The following is a 22,737-nucleotide window of genomic DNA, read 5'->3' on the forward strand; positions in this document are numbered from 1 at the left end:
AAGATTCCAATAGATTCCACTTATACTTTAGCAGCTGGAACCGTCGTTTCTTTTACTGTAGAATGACTGATTGCTGAACGGTCAAACGTCAGCTTCGTTACATCATTCACACGCAGAACAACGATATCGTCTGTAATTTCCACGATTGTTCCGTGCAGTCCGCCGATCGTTACGACTTTGTCGCCTTTGGACAGCGTGTTCAGCATTTGATTACGTTGCTTTTGCTTTTTTTGCTGAGGACGGATCAGCAGGAAGTAGAATACAACAAACATCAATACGAATGGCAGAATCGCTCCTACCAGATTACCTGTACCGCCAGTCGAAGCAGCTAAGTTAAACATGGTATTTCCCCCTTATTAAAATATAAACCGGAAGCCGGTTGTCCGGCACCCGTTGTGTTTCCATTGTCATCGCTTACTTTGATCATAAGCATACGTCTTTATTAAAAGCCTTTGTCATTATCATGCAATCCGTACTGAGTGAAGAACTCGTCGCGGAAGTCCAACAGACGATCATCCATGATCGCCTGACGCACATTACGCATCAGATTCAGTAGAAAATGCAGATTGTGGTACGTAGTCAGACGCAGACCGAATGTCTCGTCTGCCTTGATCAGATGGCGCAGATACGCGCGTGAATAATTCTGGCATGTATAACAATCGCAGTTCGGGTCCAGTGGACCAAAATCGCGCGCATACTTTGCATTACGAACTACAACACGACCTTCGCTTGTCATCGTCGTACCGTTACGAGCGATTCGGGTAGGCAATACACAGTCGAACATATCAACACCACGAATCGAACCTTCGATCAACGCATCCGGTGAGCCTACACCCATCAGATAACGTGGCTTGTTAGTCGGCAAAAATGGCACTGTAAAGTCCAGAGCCTGATACATCAAATGCTTCGGCTCCCCAACGCTCAGTCCACCAATAGCATACCCCGGGAAATCCATTGAAGTCAAATCAAGTGCACTCTGCTTGCGCAGGTCTTCATGCATACCACCCTGCACAATTGCGAACAGCCCTTGATCATACGAACGATTATGACTTTCTAGGCAGCGTTCTGCCCAGCGCGTCGTACGTTCCAGCGATTGTTTAACGTATTTGTACTCCGCCGGATATGGCGGGCACTCGTCAAACGCCATCATAATATCAGAACCGAGCGCATTTTGAATTTCCATTGCCACTTCTGGTGATAGGAAGAGCTTATCTCCATTCAGATGAGAGCGGAAATGTACGCCTTCTTCGGTGATTTTACGCATTTCGCTCAAGCTAAATACTTGAAACCCGCCGCTATCCGTCAGAATTGGACGATCCCAGTTCATGAATTTGTGCAATCCACCCGCTTCACGGATCAGATCATGACCCGGACGCAAGAACAGATGATACGTATTACTCAAAATAATATGCGCATCCATCTGCTTCAATTCTTCGGGACTCATCGTTTTGACGGTCGCCTGTGTACCAACTGGCATAAAGGCAGGCGTTTCGATCACGCCATGCGGCGTGTGCACGCGACCAAGACGCGCGCCAGACTGTTTACACGTTTTAATATGTTCGTAACGAATAGGTGATGACATAATGTGTATTCTCTTCTTTCTGCATTCAAGATTTCGTATATCAATGACATTGATTTTGCTGCTTCCATTTATCATTTAGCGTTATAGCTATGATCTATGCAATCTGTCGCTATGTTGAACCCAAATGGTCTGATAGCAGTCCCATCCTGCCTACTTCTTTAACACGTTCATAAGCTACAATGGACTTCATTCTTCATATAGCTACTCGTAGCTGCTCGTGCTATCGAACGGCTACATCGTACCTGTCTTTCCGTTCAAAGCGCCCATGGTTCGCGATTTCTACAAGAGCACAAAAAACAAGGCGGCACCGACATTTTATTATACCGGAGCCACCCTGTTTCGCACAAGCTATGTTTATCTGAATATATCGATTTCTATAGCAATGTCACTATCGCATTCTACAAGTTCTTTCGACTGCGATGATAGATAAGGAATTAATAAATAAACATCGCGTCGCCAAAGCTGAAGAACCGATATTCACGCTCAATCGCCTCGTGATACGCCGCCATAATATGATCTCGTCCTGCCAATGCGCTCACCAGCATCACCAGCGTCGACTTAGGCAAATGGAAATTCGTAATCATCGCATCCACCAGACCAAACGTATGCCCTGGATAAATGAAAATCTGTGTCCAGCCGCTTGTCGCTTCCAGCGGTTGACCCGCAAAGTCGCGTGCGACCGTCTCCAGCGTACGTGCTGACGTCGTACCAACGGCTACAATACGTCCGCCGCGCGCTTTCGTTTCATTGATCAGAGTCGCCGTTTCCGCAGGCAGAGAATAATACTCCTCATGCATCACATGATCTTCTACTGTCTCCACACTCATTGGACGAAATGTTCCCAATCCAACATGTAGCGTCACGAAGCCTACCGATACACCTTTGGCACGAATTTGATCCAACAGCTCTGTCGTAAAGTGAAGTCCTGCTGTCGGAGCAGCAGCCGAGCCTTCATTTTTGGCATATACCGTCTGGTAACGCTCACGGTCATCCAGCGTTTCCTTAATATATGGAGGCAGCGGCATTTCGCCAAGTCGATCCAGAATCTCTTGGAAAATTCCTTGATACCGGAACGACAGTACGCGCATTCCCATATCGCCTTCTTCTTCAATCACCGCTTCCAGCTCATCACTGAAATGAATAACAGCGCCAGGCTTGATCTTTTTACCCGGTTTCACTAGCGCTTCCCAGCGATCACCCTCCAATTGTGTCAGCAGCAAAATCTCTGCTTTGGCACCGGTATCCTTTTTCGTCCCAAACAATCGAGCCGGAATGACACGCGTATCGTTCAGAATGAGCGTATCGCCCTCGTGCAAGTAATTCAAAATATCGCCAAAATGCTCATGCCGAGTCTCACCGCTTTGCTTATTCAGCGTGAGCAAGCGTGATGCCGTTCGGTCTTGCAGCGGCACCTGTGCAATCAGTCGTTCTGGTAATTCAAAATCATATACATCCACTTTCATTGTTCATTTATCCCTTCACTATGTCTACATCATGATAATAATGTTGCAAAATGTCTTTGTAATTCGATCCTTTGTCTGCCATGCCTTTGGCACCCCATTGCGACATGCCCAATCCGTGTCCATTGCCTTTACCGGTAAATAAGAACCCGCCTGCTTCTGTCACACGTGCGTTGCCATCACCATTCATAATGACCGTGCTCGATGTACCTGTTCCTTGGCCGGAAGCACCTAGCAAGACTGTTCCTGCGGCACTTAGCTCATCCTGTGAGCTACCGGAGCCAATGACCGTATATTTATCCGTACTGACCACATCGAACAATGTGCTGGGTAAGCCGTTCAACGCGGTACGGAACACATCAGGATATTTAACAGCAACTACATTGCCATTGACCTTGATCTCGGTTACACGACCGGATGGACCACGTTCGGTAATTTGAATCGAAGTGATCGTTGAAGGCAGACTGGACGTCGTTTTCCCTTTCAATGTTGCCAGCAGTTGTGCCGACGTATATGGTCCTCTGATCCATTGATAACTGTTCGACTCCGGCACTACTTCCAATACAGTTGCTGCATCACCTGGATTGAGCTGGGCAACCGCCTGTACATTGCTCTGTACGACAGGCATTTTGCGAACATTCGTATTTTTGGTAGTTACCGTCATTTGATCCAAACCGGCATCGGTTTTATCACCGGTCAGTTTGACATTGTCCTCGCGCACATAACCAGAATTCCCGTTGTCCAGTAGTACATGATACCACTTTTTCAACGAAGCCTGTGCTGCTTCATCTGCTTGCGAATCAACACTGACGAATACATCGCCACCACCGTTCCATACTTCTGAACTGTCTGCGCTGGCACCGCCCGCATTGGCAGAGAAGATCGTTTCGACCAGCTTGCCGTTTTTCATCACCACTTCGCCGTCCGTCGCATCAACAGCCGCAATGATCCGCTTATCTTCGGCACCTACGCCATTATAAGCCTGACTTAGCGTCGTATCAACCACATCGGCAATTTTAAATTTAGAGCCCTGTTCTTGAAAACGAGCATAACTGCGTGCTGCTACTGCCTGTGCTTTGAGCGCTTCTGCTGGCCATGAAGCTGAAACTTCACCACCAACAACCGAATACAAATATTCTTCCATCGGCAACACGTTAATCCAAGCGAGTTGCCCATTGTAATTACTCAATTCAAAATCACCACGATATGTGCGTGCAGAGCGCTCCGTTACTTGAGTACCAGAATCATTACCTTTGACCGTCAATACTGCACTATTGCCACTTAGCATATAATGATCGACCGGTGAAGGGCTGGTTACACTGGACGTTACATTTTCGCGCATTATTAGCGCTGGTGCTGAACCGGATACCGTCGTTAAAGGAGCAGATGGTAAAGCGGCAGCAGCCGTTACTTTTAACTGTGCCAATCCAGTACTGTTGGCTTCTTCACCGATCCAGACTTGATACGAACTGCTGCCAGTCAACACGAGAAACGCATCCAATCCCGCATTTTGCGCTGCACTTAGCACTGTTTGCGCTTCTGCTGAGCTGGCATAATTGCCTGCCGATAGATGCATATTTCCTTTCACTGCTGGTGTCTGTGTGCCAAGCAACGACTTCGCTGTCTGCGATACCCGTGTTGTCGCCGTCGTTGCTGCCGCCTCTGAAGCGTACATGCCAGTGTACAACTGATACACCGTGCTGCCGCCTTTCGAAGTAGCAAATACAATCGGCTTGTCGCTTGTTGGCTGCAATAGCTTGATCCCTGCCGCCGCTGTATCAAAGCTAGTCGTTTCTAGCACCTTTACCCGGTAGCCATCAATACCAAAGCTCGCCTGTCCGCCAATATCTGCCCACGAACGAAAGCTTCCGCCGCTATTCACCCCTACCTGCAAATCCCCAGCGGACTTCACATTAACAACCGGCACGATAGAAGAATACGTACTGCCCCCATTAAAAAACAAACCGACCCGCACATCCTCCTCAAACGTCGCCGCTTGTGTATGCGGAACGTTGGACAGAAAAATAGCTGCAGCGGTCATGACCGCAAATGCCGCTGTACCGATTTTTTTGCCCATCTTCTTTTTCGCTGTTGCTGATAATAGCGGTCGATACGAACATATATTGTGATCCTGTAGTTGTTTTTTCATTACCATCTTCCTTCCCCCTGTCCTCCATTAGATTTCATTAGTTCTCATTGCTTTCATTAGCTCTCATTAGCTCTCATTATAAACATAATTCTATCCGATCTTCATCCATAATGGATTCAACACATTCATCCAACCATGTAAAAAGTCCCAATATTCATTATACGCACATTTCCGCCAAATGACTTGGTGTCTTTTAAAATTGTTATCAATCAAAAAAACCTCCAAGAATATATCCTCATGTCGCAATAAGGATTTCCTATTCTTGAAGGCATTTCTAATACAGTACATGAACGAAAAGCAAGTTCAATTATCTACCTTTCAAATCCTCTGGCATCGGAATACCCAGATGACTATAAGCTTTCGGCGTTACAACCCGACCACGCGGCGTCCGTTGCAAAAACCCCAACTGCAACAAATACGGCTCATACACATCCTCAATCGTTTGCCCTTCTTCACCAATCGTCGCCGCGATCGTATCCAAACCAACCGGACCACCGCGGAAGCTATGAATCATCGCTTCCAACATCTTATGATCGATCTGGTCCAAACCACAAGGATCAACCTGTAGCATATTCAGCGACTCCTCAGCAATCTCCGGCGTAATGATACCATCGCCTCGTACCTGCGCATAATCACGTACCCGCTTCAGCAGACGATTCGCAATCCGCGGCGTCCCTCGTCCACGAAGTGCAATCTCTTGTGCCGCATCGCCCAGAATCTCAATCCCCAAAATATCAGCACCACGGCTAACGATAAAAGTTAGTTCATCCACCGTATAAAATTCCAATCGACTAACGACACCAAACCGATCACGAAGCGGTGCAGACAGCAACCCTGCTCTTGTCGTTGCCCCGATGAGCGTAAATGGCGGCAAATCCAGTCGCACTGACCGTGCACTCGGACCTTTACCAATCATAATATCAAGCGCCGAATCCTCCATCGCTGGATACAATACTTCCTCTACCGAACGATTCAGTCGATGAATCTCATCAATAAACAGCACATCGCCGTCCTGCAAATTAGTCAGTAGCGCCGCCAGATCGCCCGGACGTTCAATCGCTGGACCGGAAGTCGTACGCAAATTAACGCCCAGCTCGTTCGCAATAATATTCGCTAACGTCGTTTTACCGAGTCCGGGTGGACCATACAACAGTACATGATCCAACGCCTCACCACGCATTTTGGCTGCTTCGATGTAAATTTTCAGATTTTCCTTAACCCGGCCCTGTCCGATATATTCAGCAAGGTAACGGGGACGCAGACTGAGTTCCACCGCTTGATCTTCCATCATCAAGTTAGCCGATATAATGCGGTCATCCGTCATCTTTATCGCTCCCCTCTTCTTGCCTTACGCAAGCTCATTTATCTATTCCATCATGAATCGAGCATAGCAAAACTCAAATATACTTATGCAATCACAGATGATCATCGAAGCACCCGTATACATTACACGAATAAACCAAATCATGCAGCAAATCTATCTAGCATATAACTAATAACTAATAACTAATAACTAATAACTAAACGTGATCATATAATACGTCTGTACCATATATAATATATCTATGCAATATATAGTACGTCTATTCAACATATAATCAAATGCAATCATCCAGTACGCCCAACTAGAACATAACCAAGCATGATTATGTCAATATATAATTACATGAAATCATTTAATATACTTATTCCAGCATAAATTCCAGCACAAAACCAAACGTAATCGTGCACTACACCTATCTAGTACAAAAACTTAATGCATTCATGTAGTAACCTACCGGACACATGATATAATACATCCATAGTATGCTTATCCAGTATACAGCATTTTCAACGCACGTTTCATTACCGAATCCGCAGAATCTTCCGGGAACACCTCATGCTTGAGTGTCTGCCAGATCCGATCCAGTTCGGTTTCCGTATATCCAAGCGCCTTCAAACCTTCACGTACTTCCGGCCACACTTCTCCCGATGAGACAGAAGACGAATCAATCGGAGCAAATAATCCTGTAGCAATAATGGAGCCACCAATTCCATCCAACTTGTCCTTCAAATCCAGAATCATACGCTGTGCCGTCTTCTTCCCGATTCCCGGCAGCTTGGTCAAAAATGTAATATTCTCCTGATAAATAGCCGCAATGACACCTTCCGGGCTACCACCACTCAAAATCCCCAGTGCCACCCGTGGCCCAATACCAGATACTTCAATCAACTTACGAAATAATTTTTGCTCATCTCTGGTCGGAAATCCAAACAGTTGAATCGCATCTTCACGAACATGATGATGGATATACACCATCACTTCACCGTTATTTTTAGCAATCGCATATGGATTCGGGCAAAAGACACGGTACCCTACTCCATTTACATCCATCACAACATATTCATTTTCCAGATGAACTACAGGTCCGCGCAGAAAATCAATCATTTTTTCAATACCTCATTTAGTTTGGAATTCAAAACATAAGAATGTGCATGACATACAGCAACAGCTAGTGCATCCGCAACATCATCCGGCTTAGGAATCTTTTGCAAATTCAAAAACATCCGTACCATTTCCTGTACCTGACGCTTCTCTGCTTTACCATAACCGACAATCGCCTGCTTCACCTGCATTGGTGTATATTCAGCAATAGGTAAACCCTTTTGCGCCGCTGCCAAAATTGCGACACCACGAGCCTGACTAACTGACATCGCTGTCGTCACATTCCGGCTAAAAAATAACTTCTCAAAAGCAACCATCTGCGGCTCATATTTTTCGATCAGCTGCACCATACCTTCATACACATGTACAAGACGATCTTCATCCGGCGTATGCGCCTCAGTTTGAATGCAACCATATTGTACCGGCGTCAGCTTACTACCATTTTTATCAATAAAACCGAAACCGACAATCGCGATTCCAGGGTCAATTCCCATAATACGCAAAACCATCTCTCCCCTATAATCATCCGTGTCCTTTACATATTCGCCTACAATCTTCAGCTTCGCTTACTCTAGTTTCAATTCATAACAATGAAAGTACATATCTCAATCTGCTTGTCTTCTATCATAAGCGAAACAGGCGAACATATGTATCATCTTTTCATTATATCAGAAACTTTGACTGTCGGGCTATGTTGCTTTGTTTAATGATCCGAATTTTATTTGCTACATCCTAATGAATACAAATTGATCTTAAAATTCACTATGCTAATATTCTTAACACCCATTGATATCTTACTAAAATAACTACAAATTAAAACTCAACTACAATTTTTTTAAAAAAACTCAAATAAAAAGCAGCCTAAACAAAAATTAAAATACAAAAAAACCACTATTCCTAAAGAATAGTGGTTTTTGGTATCGGGATGACACGATTTGAACATGCGACCCCCTGGTCCCAAACCAGGTGCTCTACCAAGCTGAGCTACATCCCGATATATGCCGGTGAAGGGACTCGAACCCCCACGGTTTCCCTCACGATTTTGAGTCGCGCGCGTCTGCCAATTCCGCCACACCGGCAAGTGTAAAGATATGAAAATAATGGCGCGCCCTAAGAGATTCGAACTCCTGACCTTTTGATTCGTAGTCAAACGCTCTATCCAGCTGAGCTAAGGGCGCAAATGGAGCGGACGACGGGAATCGAACCCGCGACCCTCGCCTTGGCAAGGCGATGCTCTACCGCTGAGCCACGTCCGCATCTTGCTTGTACTTCTCAGTCCATTTCCGCTTTCCGTCCGAAAACCAAAAGTGAAAATGGCGGAACCGACGGGATTTGAACCCGCGATCTCCTGCGTGACAGGCAGGCATGTTAACCCCTACACCACGGTTCCATCATTGCGGGGACAGGATTTGAACCTGTGACCTTCGGGTTATGAGCCCGACGAGCTACCGGACTGCTCCACCCCGCGTCGTTGAAAAAAGAAAATGTAGATGGTGGAGACTGAGGGGATCGAACCCCCGACCCTCTGCTTGTAAGGCAGATGCTCTCCCAGCTGAGCTAAGTCTCCATCTCATGACCCGTAGGGGATTCGAACCCCTGTTACCTCCGTGAAAGGGAGGTGTCTTAACCCCTTGACCAACGGGCCTTACTTATAAACATCCTACATCATGTTAACATGTATTTCACAAACAGACAACCTGATCTTTACATATTAAATATATAGTATATTCAAATCTTTCTGGCGGAGAGAGAGGGATTCGAACCCTCGAGACGCTTGTGACGCCTACACGATTTCCAATCGTGCTCCTTCGGCCAACTCGGACACCTCTCCATATGGCTCCCCGAACAGGACTCGAACCTGTGACAACTCGATTAACAGTCGAGTGCTCTACCAACTGAGCTATCAGGGAATAGTCGCCACTCCCTAGAAGTGGCTAGTCTTACTATTTCGCTTGGCAACGTCCTACTCTCCCAGGACCCTGCGGTCCAAGTACCATCGGCGCTGGAGGGCTTAACGGTCGTGTTCGGGATGGGTACGTGTGGAACCCCTCCGCCATCATCACCAAACGTGCAGATGTGTTGATCACCTGAAAACTGAATCCGAAACGATTCATCGCGTGTTTAGAATCTTGGATAAGCCCTCGACCGATTAGTATTGGTCAGCTCCATGCATTGCTGCACTTCCACCCCCAACCTATCAACCTCGTCGTCTTCAAGGGGTCTTACTACTTGGGAAATCTCATCTTGAGGGGGGCTTCACGCTTAGATGCTTTCAGCGCTTATCCCGTCCGCACGTAGCTACCCAGCGATGCTCCTGGCGGAACAACTGGTACACCAGCGGTGCGTCCATCCCGGTCCTCTCGTACTAAGGACAGCTCCTCTCAAATTTCCTACGCCCACGACAGATAGGGACCGAACTGTCTCACGACGTTCTGAACCCAGCTCGCGTACCGCTTTAATGGGCGAACAGCCCAACCCTTGGGACCTACTTCAGCCCCAGGATGCGATGAGCCGACATCGAGGTGCCAAACCTCCCCGTCGATGTGGACTCTTGGGGGAGATAAGCCTGTTATCCCCAGGGTAGCTTTTATCCGTTGAGCGATGGCCCTTCCATGCGGTACCACCGGATCCGGATCACTAAGCCCGACTTTCGTCCCTGCTCGACTTGTAGGTCTCGCAGTCAAGCTCCCTTTTGCCTTTGCACTCTTCGAATGATTTCCAACCATTCTGAGGGAACCTTAGGGCGCCTCCGTTACATTTTAGGAGGCGACCGCCCCAGTCAAACTGCCCACCTGACACGGTCCCCGTACCGGATCACGGTACTAGGTTAGAACTCAGATGCGCGATCAGGGTGGTATCCCAACGGCGCCTCCAAGGAAGCTTGCGCTCCCTCTTCCAAGGCTCCCACCTATCCTGTACAAATCGCACCCCAGTTCAATATCAAGCTGCAGTAAAGCTCCATGGGGTCTTTCCGTCTTGTCGCGGGTAACCTGCATCTTCACAGGTATTAAAATTTCACCGGATCTCTCGTTGAGACAGCGCCCAAATCGTTACGCCATTCGTGCGGGTCAGAATTTACCTGACAAGGAATTTCGCTACCTTAGGACCGTTATAGTTACGGCCGCCGTTTACTGGGGCTTCGGTTCATAGCTTCGCCCGAAGACTAACCACTCCCCTTAACCTTCCAGCACCGGGCAGGCGTCAGCCCGTATACTTCGCCTTGCGGCTTCGCACAGACCTGTGTTTTTGCTAAACAGTCGCTTGGGCCTTTTCACTGCGGCCCCCTCGTGCTATTCACACTACCGGGGCACCCCTTCTCCCGAAGTTACGGGGTCATTTTGCCGAGTTCCTTAACGAGAGTTCTTCCGCGCGCCTTAGAATTCTCTTCTCACCTACCTGTGTCGGTTTACGGTACGGGCACCTGCTTCCTGGCTAGAGGCTTTTCTTGGCAGTGTGAGATCATGACCTTCGCTACTGTAAGTTTCGCTCCCCATCACAGCTTGACCTTAGAGTGTGCGGATTTACCTACACACCAGTCTCACTGCTTAGACAGGCATCCATCAGCCTGCGTCACTACCCTCCTGCGTCACCCCGTTGCTCATAGCGGCTTTCGGTGGTACAGGAATTTCAACCTGTTGTCCGTCGACTACGCCTTTCGGCCTCGCCTTAGGTCCCGACTTACCCTGAGAGGACGAGCCTTCCTCAGGAACCCTTAGGTTTTCGGCGGATCAGATTCTCACTGATCTTTTCGTTACTCATACCGGCATTCTCACTTGAATGATGTCCAGCGCTCCTTGCGGTACACCTTCAATCCTCATTCAACGCTCCCCCCCTACCCCTGATATACAGATGTATCAAGCCATAGCTTCGGTGGTGTGTTTAGCCCCGTTACATTTTCGGCGCAGAGTCACTCGACCAGTGAGCTATTACGCACTCTTTCAATGGTGGCTGCTTCTAAGCCAACATCCTGGTTGTCTGGGCAACTCCACATCCTTTCCCACTTAACACACACTTCGGGACCTTAGCTGATGGTCTGGGCTGTTTCCCTTTCGACAATGGACCTTAGCACCCACTGTCTGACTCCCGGAATAAAGTCTGCGGCATTCGGAGTTTGACTGAACTTGGTAACCCTTGCGGGCCCCGCATCCAATCAGTGCTCTACCTCCGCGACTCATCTTCCGAGGCTAGCCCTAAAGCTATTTCGGGGAGAACCAGCTATCTCCGGGTTCGATTGGAATTTCTCCGCTACCCCCACCTCATCCCCGCACTTTTCAACGTGCGTGGGTTCGGACCTCCAGTACGTGTTACCGTACCTTCATCCTGGACAGGGGTAGATCACCCGGTTTCGGGGGTCTACGTCCACGTACTACAGTCGCCCTATTCAGACTCGCTTTCGCTGCGGCTCCGGCTTCTCACCTTAACCTTGCACGGGAACGTAACTCGCCGGTTCATTCTACAAAAGGCACGCCATCACCCATAGATCGGGCTCTGACTTCTTGTAAGCACACGGTTTCAGGTTCTATTTCACTCCCCTTCCGGGGTCCTTTTCACCTTTCCCTCACGGTACTGCTTCACTATCGGTCGCTAGGGAGTATTTAGCCTTACCAGATGGTCCTGGCAGATTCATACGGGGTTTCACGTGCCCCGCACTACTCGGGATCCGTCTCGGAGGGAATATACTTTCAATTACAGGGCTTTCACCTTCTACGGCGGGCCGTTCCAGACCTCTTCATCTACCATATTCCTTTGTCACTCCAAAGAGACGTCCCACAACCCCAAGAAGCAAGCTTCTTGGTTTAGGCTGTTCCGCGTTCGCTCGCCGCTACTGACGGAATCACTCTTGTTTTCTCTTCCTGAGGGTACTTAGATGTTTCAGTTCCCCTCGTCTGCCTCTACACATCCTATGTATTCAGATGTGAGTCACTGGAGATGAATCCAGTGAGGTTTCCCCATTCGGACATCCCCGGATCAAAGCTTGCTTACAGCTCCCCGAGGCCTTATCGTTGTTCGCCACGTCCTTCGTCGGCTCCTAGCGCCTAGGCATCCACCGTGTGCTCTTACTAGCTTAACCTAGTTGGTGGTCTTCTTTAGATAAAGAAGAACCTATCTTACTCTTCGTTACCGATCCTGTTTACACAGATTTCAGTAAGAACAGTCTTCTAAAACGCGATGTTTCGTTTCGGTATCCAGTTTTCAAGGATCAACTTGAAAGAGTGGTTGCTCTTTCAAAACTGACAACGAGTGAGTGTCGATCCACATGGGACCCGCGCCGATTGCTCAACGACTTCAATTTGAATGTCTTCGTTGCAGAAGACGATTCTCCATAGAAAGGAGGTGATCCAGCCGCACCTTCCGATACGGCTACCTTGTTACGACTTCACCCCAATCATCTACCCCACCTTCGGCGGCTGGCTCCTTGCGGTTACCCCACCGACTTCGGGTGTTGCAAACTCTCGTGGTGTGACGGGCGGTGTGTACAAGACCCGGGAACGTATTCACCGCGGCATGCTGATCCGCGATTACTAGCAATTCCGACTTCATGCAGGCGAGTTGCAGCCTGCAATCCGAACTGAGACCGGCTTTTTAGGATTCGCTCCACCTCGCGGCTTCGCTTCCCGTTGTACCGGCCATTGTAGTACGTGTGTAGCCCAGGTCATAAGGGGCATGATGATTTGACGTCATCCCCACCTTCCTCCGGTTTGTCACCGGCAGTCTGCTTAGAGTGCCCATCATTACATGCTGGCAACTAAGCATAAGGGTTGCGCTCGTTGCGGGACTTAACCCAACATCTCACGACACGAGCTGACGACAACCATGCACCACCTGTCTGGAATGTTCCGAAGAAAAGGTACATCTCTGTACCGGTCATTCCGATGTCAAGACCTGGTAAGGTTCTTCGCGTTGCTTCGAATTAAACCACATACTCCACTGCTTGTGCGGGTCCCCGTCAATTCCTTTGAGTTTCAGTCTTGCGACCGTACTCCCCAGGCGGAATGCTTAATGTGTTAACTTCGGCACCAAGGGTATCGAAACCCCTAACACCTAGCATTCATCGTTTACGGCGTGGACTACCAGGGTATCTAATCCTGTTTGCTCCCCACGCTTTCGCGCCTCAGCGTCAGTTACAGCCCAGAGAGTCGCCTTCGCCACTGGTGTTCCTCCACATCTCTACGCATTTCACCGCTACACGTGGAATTCCACTCTCCTCTTCTGCACTCAAGTCACCCAGTTTCCGATGCGACCCGAAGTTGAGCTTCGGGATTAAACACCAGACTTACATGACCGCCTGCGCGCGCTTTACGCCCAATAATTCCGGACAACGCTTGCCCCCTACGTATTATTACCCGCGGCTGCTGGCACGTAGTTAGCCGGGGCTTTCTTCTCAGGTACCGTCACTTCTCTAGCAGTTACTCTAGAAAACGTTCTTCCCTGGCAACAGAGCTTTACGATCCGAAAACCTTCATCACTCACGCGGCGTTGCTCCGTCAGGCTTTCGCCCATTGCGGAAGATTCCCTACTGCTGCCTCCCGTAGGAGTCTGGGCCGTGTCTCAGTCCCAGTGTGGCCGATCACCCTCTCAGGTCGGCTACGCATCGTCGCCTTGGTAAGCCGTTACCCCACCAACTAGCTAATGCGCCGCAGGCCCATCCTTCAGTGACAGATTGCTCCGTCTTTCGTTCGTCGTCCATGCGGACATCGAAAGTATCCGGTATTAGCTACCGTTTCCGGTAGTTATCCCAGGCTAAAGGGCAGGTTGCCTACGTGTTACTCACCCGTCCGCCGCTAAGTCTCAAGAAAGCAAGCTTTCTATTAACTCCGCTCGACTTGCATGTATTAGGCACGCCGCCAGCGTTCGTCCTGAGCCAGGATCAAACTCTCCATAAAAGTGTTTGACTTGCTCATTTCTTGCTGGCGAGAACATTGCTGTTCTCTATTGTTTGAAGAACATAAGTTCTTCACTCACTCGTTGTTCAGTTTTCAAAGATCAAGCTCTTTCGTGTGCCACAATGTCTCTCAGCGACAACTTCTATATCTTATCATTTTAACACTTTCTTGTCAACAACTTTTTTGAAGAACTTTTTATCAATCTCAGTTCATTTCATTTATAAAGTTGTTGGATAAGTATGCATAAAATGTGCTATATACTTAATGGATTCAAAAGTGTTTTGTATCACGTCTCCGTGACAACTTTTATAATATATCATGTATCTAGCGTATTAGCAAGCATTTTCTTTTATAATTTTCCGAAACGTATTTTATTGAATCCTTACTATACTTTTCTATTGTATCTTTAGCATTCTAATCATTAGATTAACAACAAACTTGATACGTTACAGCTGATTGATTTTTTATATATGCTATAGGCATATATTCATCCTGCAAAGATATTTTAATATCGAAAATCATAGAATATTGTGGTAAGGATAACTGTGCAAGCAAGTATTTGATTGTATGTTCTCTATATTAAGATGATCTCTTAACAGCTTTCACTGTAGCTTTATAGCTTTCATTCAGCATAGCTTTCTTTCGATCAAACTGTATTAAGCTATAATAAAGAAATTTATATACATCTGTGTCGGGTTGTATAGCAGTCGAGTAGTATCGCATTTGCAAAACTATGCTTAAAGATATTACATATGTACATGCAAAATCCCCTTTGGCATTTAGTGTTGATCTCGTATTGGAGAGAGGTCTTTCTACTGTCTGCTTCTAGGGGACTTATTTTGTATGCTTGTCTTGATTTTTAGACGCGATATGGAACTAATGTATTAGGCATTTTAAGTTTATTGCTGTTATGGATACTGAATTCAATTAAAGATTGGTGTTGGGTAAGAATTTTTTAGTTTCTATTAGTAGCCCAAACCATAAAGAAACCAGTAGTTTGCAAGGGTTCTTGGTTCTTGGGTTACAGCTGTATTGTATTGGTTAGCTGTTGGCTTGGGTCAGGTTGTATTCATAGCATGGGTAGGAACCTAGAATTCGGACCTGGCAGCCAAGTGCCTGGATTTCTTCCATTGCGGCATTAAGCAGGACGGAGTTCTGTGCTGCCATTACGTCGATATAAAAGTAATAGTTACCTAGCTTTTTCTTGGTTGGACGGGATTCGATGCGGGACAGGTTTAGTTTGCGCCACGAGAAGGCGGCAAGTACTTGATGCAGTGCACCGGCAAAGTCTTCGGATAGTGTAATTAGCATACTTGTTTTGACATGATCCGCATCGCGCTTGACTTGAATCGGGCGATTGCCGATTAGAACGAAACGAGTATGGTTATTATCGTGATCGGTAACACGTTCAACGAGTATATCCAGCCCGTACTTTTGCGCACCTAGAGATGTACCAATCGCTGCGAGTCCTTGATCTGGATTCTGGCTGACCATTTGTACGGCTTCCGCAGTACTACCTACATGTTCCAATTCGGCTTCTGGCAATTCGCGGCGGATGAACTGGTGACATTGTGCCATCGCAACCGGGTGGGACAGTACTTTGCGAATACGGCTATATTCTGGTTGACCGTCTGCTCCCGTAATTTCGGAACGACGTCCGATCAAGTTCTGAATCGATGGATATACCCACTCCAATTGCATTGGAATATCGACTTCATGAACAAGCCAATCCATATGAAGACTTACGGAGCCTTCAATTGTATTTTCGATCGGAATTACGCTATAGTCTGTCTTCCCCTGCACGGTTGATAGGAAAACATCGGCGATCATTTTGTGATGGGTAATCTCTATCGGTACATCGCCCATAATATGCAGCAATGCTTCATGAGACACAGAACCGGACGGTAAGGCTGCTATACGAATCATAAACGAACTTCTCCTTTGACAGTATCCATAAATGAATAGGTTTCGGTGTCGTAATAGTATATAACGCCTTCTGTAACGGGTTCAAGCCACAATGTGCTCGCACTGATACCCTGAGCTTGCATCGTATCGGTCAAATATTGTGCCAGTTGTTGCTTTTGTATAGAGTTGCGATCTACCAATGCGATCATTGTTGGACCTGCTCCACTCAATGCGATTCCTAGTGCACCGTGAGACACAGCCTCGTCCAGTATTTGCTCCATACCCGGAATCAGTGCCGCGCGATAAGGCTGGTGCAAACGATCCTTCATCGCATCGCCTACCAGATCAAGACGACCGGAAGATAATGCGGCAACCAGTAGCGAGCTACGACTGATATTGTAAACGGCATCTGCTACTGACAATTGCGATGGTAATACTTCACGGGCTTTGGTGGTGGATAATTGGAAGTCAGGGATAACGACTAGCGCTTGTAAATCAGCGGGTGGCGTAATGCGGATGCAGTTTGCTTGCTCTCCGTTCCATGTTGCCGCGACAATACCACCATATAAAGAGGCACCGACATTATCAGGATGCTTTTCAAAAGCAGTTGCCATATTGAGCAATTCTTCATCAGGCAATGCATGACCGGTTAGCGCATTGGCAGCAGCTAACGCCCCGATTAACGCAGAAGCACTGCTACCAAGCCCGCGCGTCAATGGAATATCAGAATACATGGTGATATCCAGCTCAGGAATTGATATGCCTGCTTTGCGGAAAACGGATTGTGCCATTTTGTAGATCAGATTGCTTTTGTCAGTCGGAATGCCGTATAACTGATCGCCAAGCAGTGTAATATTCGTTTGTTCTGCTTCACGCATTTCGATCCATGAGTACAGACCGAGCGCCATGCCAAGCGTATCAAAACCCGGACCAAGGTTGGCGGTACTGGCAGGGATAGCGACACGTACTGCATTTCGGCGTTCATATACTTTGAGGGAAGGCTGATTATTCATCGTTGCATTACTCCTTTAACATCCATGCATGTTGATGGGTATATATGGAACAAAACCGGTTTGACTGGTAGGTTAGGCACATATGCCAACAGCAGTCGATCGGCTATTTTTTAAATTTGGTTATGTGGAACCAGACAACATTGCTGTTGTATTAAATATCTTCGACGCGATAAACGCTTTTGATCCGTTGAATAACGTCCAACTTTTCAAAATGCTGAAGCACTCTGTTAAAGCTCGCTTTGCTCGCGCGGTGAGTAATAATTACAATCTCGGCATCTGGATTTGTCTCACTTGGCTGTTGAACGACCGATGCCAGGCTGACTTCGTATTCGGCAAATACTTGAGTAATCTGCGCAAGTACACCTGCTTTATCATCGACGTGCAGCAAGATGAAGTTTTTGTAAAAAATATCTTCATCTGCCAGCAGCTTCTTCTGCTTATATGGCACAATCGCCTTGAGACCGTTAACGCCCAGCTTCAGGTTTTTGATCACAGCAATCAGGTCAGCAACAATAGAAGTAGCCGTTGGCAATTCGCCAGCACCAGCGCCATAGAACATGGTCTCCCCTACCGCTTCGCCATGAACGAATACAGCGTTAAATACACCATTGACCGAAGCGAGCGGATGGGTTTGTTTTACCATGGTTGGCTGTACGTTGATCGTAATATGATCATTCTGGCTGGAGGCGATACCGAGCAGCTTCATTTCATAGCCCAGGTTTTTGGCATACGCGATATCTTCGCGTGTAATCGAGGAAATGCCCTGCACTTCAACGTCACTCAGATCGACATTCGTACGGAACCCGAGCGTGCCGAGAATTGCCATTTTGCGCGCAGCATCCAATCCTTCGACATCACTGGTTGGATCGGATTCGGCATAGCCTAATTCCTGCGCTTCTTTGAGCACATCTTGATAAGAGACACCTTCCTGACTCATTTTGCTCAAAATATAGTTGGTCGTTCCGTTCACAATCCCCATAATTTTGACAATCCGGTCAGAAGAGAAACCTTCGATCAATGTACGGATGATTGGAATTCCGCCCGCTACACTCGCTTCGTAAAATACATCGCACTGCTTTTCCTGCGCCTTTGCCAGAATTTCAGACCCGTGCAGCGCCATCAGATCTTTGTTCGCGGTAACGACATGCTTGCCGCGTTCCAGTGCTTCCAGAATGTACGATTTGGTCTGATCGATGCCGCCCATCACTTCGACGATCACATCAATCTCGGGATCACGGATGACTTCCCACGGATCAATAGTCAGTTTAGATGGATCGATCTCGATGCTACGCGCTTTGTCTGCACTGCGAACAGCGATCTTTTCGATCATGATCGGTGAACCGACCTGGCTACTAAGATCCTGTTGATTGCCCTCCAATATGCGCACTACTCCAGTACCGACGGTACCTAATCCTAACAAGCCAACTTTTACTGGTTTCATGTCGTACTCCTCCTCCTGGAACTTTCGTTATGCTCTCTAGTCTAATCTACTAGTATGATGATAGTACTGTGCAGATGAACTCTATGACAGATCAGCATGTCGATTGTCTGGATCACCCTTGACCGATAATATGGATATGCCGTACACCCGGAACATTCTGCATATCTTCAATCATGACATCCAAATCCTGTGTTAAACGTGTCGTCTCTACTGACAGAACGACATTCGCGCGTCCTTGCAAGGGAATGCTCTGATGAATCGTCAGTACATTGCCGCCGTATTCCGCCATCAGTCCAAGCACATGCGACAAAATGCCGGAACGATGATCCAGATCAAAGGATACGGTAATGATTCGATCTTTTTCGAGTCGGTTCAGTGGATGAATGCCGTCCTTGTATTTGTAAAATGCGCTCCGACTCAAGCCTACTTTCTCTACCGCTTCGTTAATCGTACGTGTATCACCCGAAGCAAGCAGCTCCTTAACACGCATCGTTTTCAAAACAGCTTCCGGCAAAATGTCTTCCCGTACAAGATAATACTTCTCTTTCACAACGTCCTCTCCTTAAAGACTCGTGTTTTCATATAGTGGACATTATAAAGTAACCGTCTATGTCAGGCAACCACTTTTTCCATAAGAAGGCTTACATGAGCTGTAAAAGATAGAGGATTGTTATGATGCATTGATAGTTCGTGCACAAGAGCTAAGAAAAGCTGTGACCTATAATTCGTCAACAGTTGTCCATATGATAGGGGAATAGCTGTGTCATAGGATTCGAACGATTCAAACGACGGCTCCATACAGCGATATAACAAAAAACCTTTCCCAAGATAGAAACAGGAAAGGTTTGAAGTCAAACGAGCAATAGGAGTAGAGAAATAAGATGATAATTCACTGGATCTCACTAGATCTCACTAGATCTCATTAGATCATTGCTGCTGTATCCGTGCTGCTGAAGAAGCAGAACGTCGATCATTACGCCGGAATGATGGAATCTCCAAATTGGTTCCGATTCGCCACAACCATTCGAATGGACCGTATTTGAAATATTTTAACCAATACGTAGCGAAGATCATCTGAGCGATGAAAAATAGTAAAGAGCCTGCAAATATGCGTCCATATGGCATTACATCCACCCAGCCAATATAACCAAACACCCCTTCGCCCGTAGCGGCAAATACAGATACATAGATAAGGGATTGCAGCAAATAGCAACTGAATGCCATTCGACCAATCGGACCAAACAAGGACAGGATGCGACTTACCCAGCCTCCGCGATAGCCGATCCATACAATACAGAATATAGCGCCAATCGTTACAGCTACATAGGCAAAAGGATAAAATTGTGCAACTGTCGATACCCATGGTGCAGTATAACCGAATGAATTGGCTATTTTGCCTGCCAATCCGATAAGTAGCAGTATAACACCTGCAATCGCAAAACGACCTGGAAAACGAGCAATCTGTTGAAAGATGCCTTTACGATACGCATACATACCGAATAAGAAAAAAGGTAGATGTTGAATCGCCAGTTGCCATTCGGACATCATTAAAAACCAATTTGGATGTTCATACCATTGTTGCAAGGAAGGCATACTGCCAGACAATTGGGAAAGTAACCAGAACGGCCATGACGATGGATCGTAAGAAGGCCAATTCCTTTCACTTAGCCATGCCTGTAAACCGGGCGTCCAATCTTGCAATGTCGATGATGTTAATAGCAGTAATACAATACCTGTACTCAGCAAAAGCAGTGGTGACATCCACAAAAATGCTAGCAGCATCAATCCATCCAGTGCATACATAAACAAAATATCACCGCTCCAGATCATATACAGATGCACACTGCCGATGAGCAGTAACGTTAGCATCCGGCGCAGCAATGTCCAGTACGGCTGTCGATCTCGCCGCCGCGCACTATCGTAAATGAGCAGCATACTCATCCCGAACATAAAGGAAAACAAGGTACGACTGCTATCGCCCAGCACAATATGTACGAGCAGATACATCCAGCCTCCCGGTGTGCCGTCTGTTGCTGATGCTCCACTCAATGCAACCAGATTGCATAAAAAAATAGACAGCAATGCTACCCCACGCATTTGATCCAATACTTCAATTCGTGCACCATCGCCTGACAGCGTTGGTTGCCGATAAACCAATATACCCATATGATCCTCCCCGACCGGTAACTATAACAACAAGCCCGGCTTTTTCATGTGACGTTATTATCATACTGGCATATGCCACCGCATTGTTTGCTGCAATGCTTCAATTTCAACACAATATTGTTATGAATCAGATTGCAAAACGAACATTTCTGTCATTTGCAACCTTATTTGGACACATGCCGTGTGAATACATATAGTTGTTGCAATATGGAAGGAGCTTAACTATGTAAAGGAATTGGGGACGGGGAATGTTTATGCTCATTTGGGTGTAACGTATATATTTATCATTGGCTGTTGGAACGGGCAAAAAAGACCTTACTTCCGGGCATTTGATCCCGAATGTAAGGTCTGTTGCATAATGTATGAATGAATATCTGATCAATCGTTGATTAATAGTAGCTACTGCCTTCAACGAATTCGAATTCTAGCTCGCCAATGCGTACAGGTGTACCGTCTTTGGCACCACGTTTACGCAGTTCGTCGTCGACGCCCATATGACGGAGGGTACGACCGAGCTTGAGGATCGCATCTTCGGTATTCAGCTGCATGCGCTTCATGATATTTTCGATCTTTTTGCTCTCGACAACAAAGGTATCGTTCTCGCGGTGGATTGTAAAACCATCGTCCTCTTCTTTTTCGAGACGATACACTTTACGTTCTGCCACTTCTTGAACTTCCTCAACTGCTACGACTTCTGGCATTTGATCCAGTTGGTCAGCTGCTTTGTACAGCAACTCCTGAATCCCTTGACGAGTCAACGAGGAGATCGGGATAATCTGGATATCAGGATGTGCTTCTTGTACCTGTCGTGTGAATTCCGGCAGATTCTCCTGTGCTTCTTCCATATCCATTTTGTTGGCTGCTACGATTTGTGGACGGTTTGCCAGCTCCGGGTTGTACAGTTTCAATTCTTCATTGATTTTTTTCCAATCGTCAAATGGTTCGCGACCTTCTGAGCCGGATACATCCACAACGTGGATGATCACGCGTGTACGTTCAACGTGACGCAGGAACTCGTGTCCCAGACCGATACCTTCGTGCGCGCCTTCGATCAGACCCGGCAGATCCGCCATAACGAAGCTGCGATCATCACCAACAGCAACGACACCCAGATTCGGTGTAATGGTTGTAAAATGGTATGCACCGATCTTCGGTTCAGCTGCGGATACAACCGACAACAGCGTCGATTTGCCGACACTTGGGAAACCGACCAGACCGACATCTGCCATGACTTTCAGTTCCAGAACAATATTGCGTTCCTGTCCTTCTTCCCCATTTTCCGCCAGATAAGGCGCCGGGTTAGCTGGTGTAGAGAAACGACTGTTTCCGCGTCCACCACGTCCGCCTTTGGCAACGACAATCTCCTGATTGTGGCGCGTCAAGTCAGCCAGAATTTCTTCGCTATCTGCATCAATGATAATCGTTCCCGGTGGAATCCGTACGATCATATCTTCAGCGCCAGCACCGTGCTGGTTTTTGGTACGTCCTTTTTCGCCGCGTTGGCCTTTAAAGTGACGTTGGTAACGGAAGTCCATCAGTGTACGCAAACCTTCATCTACACGAAAAATAACGTCGCCACCGCGTCCGCCATCACCACCAGCAGGGCCTCCGTTTGGCACGTATTTCTCACGACGGAAAGAGATTGTACCATTACCTCCGTCGCCGCCCTTTACATAAATCTTCGCTTTATCTACAAACATGTGTGCACCTCT

At 47.1% G+C, this 22,737-nt stretch carries 13 protein-coding genes, 10 tRNA genes and 3 rRNA genes; all 26 read right to left on the reverse strand.

Features of this window, described 5'->3' with window-relative positions:
• Positions 1-20 precede the first annotated feature (20 nt).
• On the reverse strand, positions 21-341 hold the full coding sequence (gene yajC / locus ACE3MZ_RS17940; RefSeq protein WP_411343492.1) for a preprotein translocase subunit YajC: 321 nt from the start codon (positions 339-341) through the stop codon (positions 21-23).
• 101 nt (positions 342-442) lie between these two features.
• A complete protein-coding gene (gene tgt / locus ACE3MZ_RS17945; protein ID WP_411343493.1) occupies positions 443-1,582 on the reverse strand; it encodes a tRNA guanosine(34) transglycosylase Tgt in 1,140 nt (379 codons plus the stop codon).
• 434 nt (positions 1,583-2,016) lie between these two features.
• Positions 2,017-3,045: a tRNA preQ1(34) S-adenosylmethionine ribosyltransferase-isomerase QueA gene (gene queA / locus ACE3MZ_RS17950; protein ID WP_411343494.1), complete on the reverse strand. Its 1,029-nt coding sequence runs from the start codon at positions 3,043-3,045 to the stop codon at positions 2,017-2,019.
• Positions 3,046-3,052: 7 nt separating this feature from the next.
• Entirely contained in the window at positions 3,053-5,197 is a 2,145-nt protein-coding gene (locus ACE3MZ_RS17955; RefSeq protein ID WP_411343495.1) for a SpoIID/LytB domain-containing protein, read from the reverse strand.
• A 301-nt stretch (positions 5,198-5,498) separates the two neighbouring features.
• Positions 5,499-6,515, reverse strand: coding sequence for a Holliday junction branch migration DNA helicase RuvB (gene ruvB / locus ACE3MZ_RS17960; RefSeq protein ID WP_411343496.1), 1,017 nt, complete (start codon positions 6,513-6,515; stop codon positions 5,499-5,501).
• 486 nt (positions 6,516-7,001) lie between these two features.
• Positions 7,002-7,619 carry a Holliday junction branch migration protein RuvA gene (ruvA, locus tag ACE3MZ_RS17965; RefSeq protein ID WP_411343497.1) on the reverse strand — a complete coding sequence of 206 codons (618 nt, stop codon included), beginning with the start codon at positions 7,617-7,619 and terminating at the stop codon, positions 7,002-7,004.
• Positions 7,616-8,119, reverse strand: coding sequence for a crossover junction endodeoxyribonuclease RuvC (gene ruvC / locus ACE3MZ_RS17970; protein ID WP_411343498.1), 504 nt, complete (start codon positions 8,117-8,119; stop codon positions 7,616-7,618). Before ruvC ends, ruvA begins: the two co-directional genes overlap by 4 nt.
• A 417-nt stretch (positions 8,120-8,536) precedes the next feature.
• Positions 8,537-8,610: transfer RNA gene (locus ACE3MZ_RS17975), tRNA-Pro, on the reverse strand.
• Positions 8,611-8,615: 5 nt separating this feature from the next.
• Positions 8,616-8,695: transfer RNA gene (locus ACE3MZ_RS17980), tRNA-Leu, on the reverse strand.
• Between the two features lie 22 nt (positions 8,696-8,717).
• Positions 8,718-8,794 (reverse strand) — tRNA-Arg (locus ACE3MZ_RS17985).
• Between the two features lie 3 nt (positions 8,795-8,797).
• Positions 8,798-8,872 (reverse strand) — tRNA-Gly (locus tag ACE3MZ_RS17990).
• A 58-nt stretch (positions 8,873-8,930) separates the two neighbouring features.
• Positions 8,931-9,006 (reverse strand) — tRNA-Asp (locus tag ACE3MZ_RS17995).
• 4 nt (positions 9,007-9,010) lie between these two features.
• Positions 9,011-9,084: transfer RNA gene (locus tag ACE3MZ_RS18000), tRNA-Met, on the reverse strand.
• 23 nt (positions 9,085-9,107) lie between these two features.
• A tRNA-Val gene (locus ACE3MZ_RS18005) sits at positions 9,108-9,183 on the reverse strand.
• 6 nt (positions 9,184-9,189) lie between these two features.
• Positions 9,190-9,261 (reverse strand) — tRNA-Glu (locus tag ACE3MZ_RS18010).
• 94 nt (positions 9,262-9,355) lie between these two features.
• A tRNA-Ser gene (locus ACE3MZ_RS18015) sits at positions 9,356-9,447 on the reverse strand.
• A gap of 3 nt (positions 9,448-9,450) precedes the next feature.
• Positions 9,451-9,526, reverse strand: a tRNA-Asn gene (locus ACE3MZ_RS18020).
• 40 nt (positions 9,527-9,566) lie between these two features.
• Positions 9,567-9,683 (reverse strand): 5S ribosomal RNA (rrf, locus tag ACE3MZ_RS18025).
• 62 nt (positions 9,684-9,745) lie between these two features.
• Positions 9,746-12,687: ribosomal RNA gene (locus ACE3MZ_RS18030) — 23S ribosomal RNA — on the reverse strand.
• A 256-nt stretch (positions 12,688-12,943) separates the two neighbouring features.
• A 16S ribosomal RNA gene (locus tag ACE3MZ_RS18035) occupies positions 12,944-14,500 on the reverse strand.
• The 16S, 23S and 5S rRNA genes sit together here with 10 tRNA genes alongside, the layout of an rRNA operon.
• A gap of 1,041 nt (positions 14,501-15,541) precedes the next feature.
• Positions 15,542-16,426 carry a prephenate dehydratase gene (gene pheA, locus ACE3MZ_RS18040; protein WP_411343499.1) on the reverse strand — a complete coding sequence of 295 codons (885 nt, stop codon included), beginning with the start codon at positions 16,424-16,426 and terminating at the stop codon, positions 15,542-15,544.
• Entirely contained in the window at positions 16,423-17,418 is a 996-nt protein-coding gene (gene thrB, locus ACE3MZ_RS18045; RefSeq protein ID WP_411343500.1) for a homoserine kinase, read from the reverse strand. Before thrB ends, pheA begins: the two co-directional genes overlap by 4 nt.
• A 151-nt stretch (positions 17,419-17,569) precedes the next feature.
• Positions 17,570-18,859 (reverse strand): homoserine dehydrogenase, encoded by a 1,290-nt coding sequence (locus ACE3MZ_RS18050; protein ID WP_411343501.1) that lies wholly within the window; start codon positions 18,857-18,859, stop codon positions 17,570-17,572.
• 112 nt (positions 18,860-18,971) lie between these two features.
• On the reverse strand, positions 18,972-19,409 hold the full coding sequence (locus ACE3MZ_RS18055; RefSeq protein WP_367062841.1) for an ACT domain-containing protein: 438 nt from the start codon (positions 19,407-19,409) through the stop codon (positions 18,972-18,974).
• A gap of 377 nt (positions 19,410-19,786) precedes the next feature.
• On the reverse strand, positions 19,787-21,025 hold the full coding sequence (locus ACE3MZ_RS18060; protein ID WP_411343502.1) for a DUF418 domain-containing protein: 1,239 nt from the start codon (positions 21,023-21,025) through the stop codon (positions 19,787-19,789).
• 389 nt (positions 21,026-21,414) lie between these two features.
• Positions 21,415-22,725, reverse strand: a complete 1,311-nt coding sequence (gene obgE, locus ACE3MZ_RS18065; protein WP_411343503.1) for a GTPase ObgE — start codon at positions 22,723-22,725, stop codon at positions 21,415-21,417.
• Positions 22,726-22,737 lie beyond the last annotated feature (12 nt).

The organism is Paenibacillus sp. WLX1005 (assembly GCF_046603685.1).
GTDB lineage: Bacteria > Bacillota > Bacilli > Paenibacillales > Paenibacillaceae > Saccharibacillus.

Bases quoted from the DNA above. Each gene is read 5' to 3' on its own strand.
- ACE3MZ_RS18050 (WP_411343501.1), bottom strand. From the start codon at position 18,859: ATGAAACCAGTAAAAGTTGGCTTGTTAGGATTAGGTACCGTCGGTACT.
- thrB (WP_411343500.1), bottom strand. From the start codon at position 17,418: ATGAATAATCAGCCTTCCCTCAAAGTATATGAACGCCGAAATGCAGTA.
- pheA (WP_411343499.1), bottom strand. From the start codon at position 16,426: ATGATTCGTATAGCAGCCTTACCGTCCGGTTCTGTGTCTCATGAAGCA.
- yajC (WP_411343492.1), bottom strand. From the start codon at position 341: ATGTTTAACTTAGCTGCTTCGACTGGCGGTACAGGTAATCTGGTAGGA.
- ACE3MZ_RS18060 (WP_411343502.1), bottom strand. From the start codon at position 21,025: ATGGGTATATTGGTTTATCGGCAACCAACGCTGTCAGGCGATGGTGCA.
- ACE3MZ_RS17955 (WP_411343495.1), bottom strand. From the start codon at position 5,197: ATGGTAATGAAAAAACAACTACAGGATCACAATATATGTTCGTATCGA.
- queA (WP_411343494.1), bottom strand. From the start codon at position 3,045: ATGAAAGTGGATGTATATGATTTTGAATTACCAGAACGACTGATTGCA.
- obgE (WP_411343503.1), bottom strand. From the start codon at position 22,725: ATGTTTGTAGATAAAGCGAAGATTTATGTAAAGGGCGGCGACGGAGGT.
- ruvB (WP_411343496.1), bottom strand. From the start codon at position 6,515: ATGACGGATGACCGCATTATATCGGCTAACTTGATGATGGAAGATCAA.
- tgt (WP_411343493.1), bottom strand. From the start codon at position 1,582: ATGTCATCACCTATTCGTTACGAACATATTAAAACGTGTAAACAGTCT.
- ruvA (WP_411343497.1), bottom strand. From the start codon at position 7,619: ATGATTGATTTTCTGCGCGGACCTGTAGTTCATCTGGAAAATGAATAT.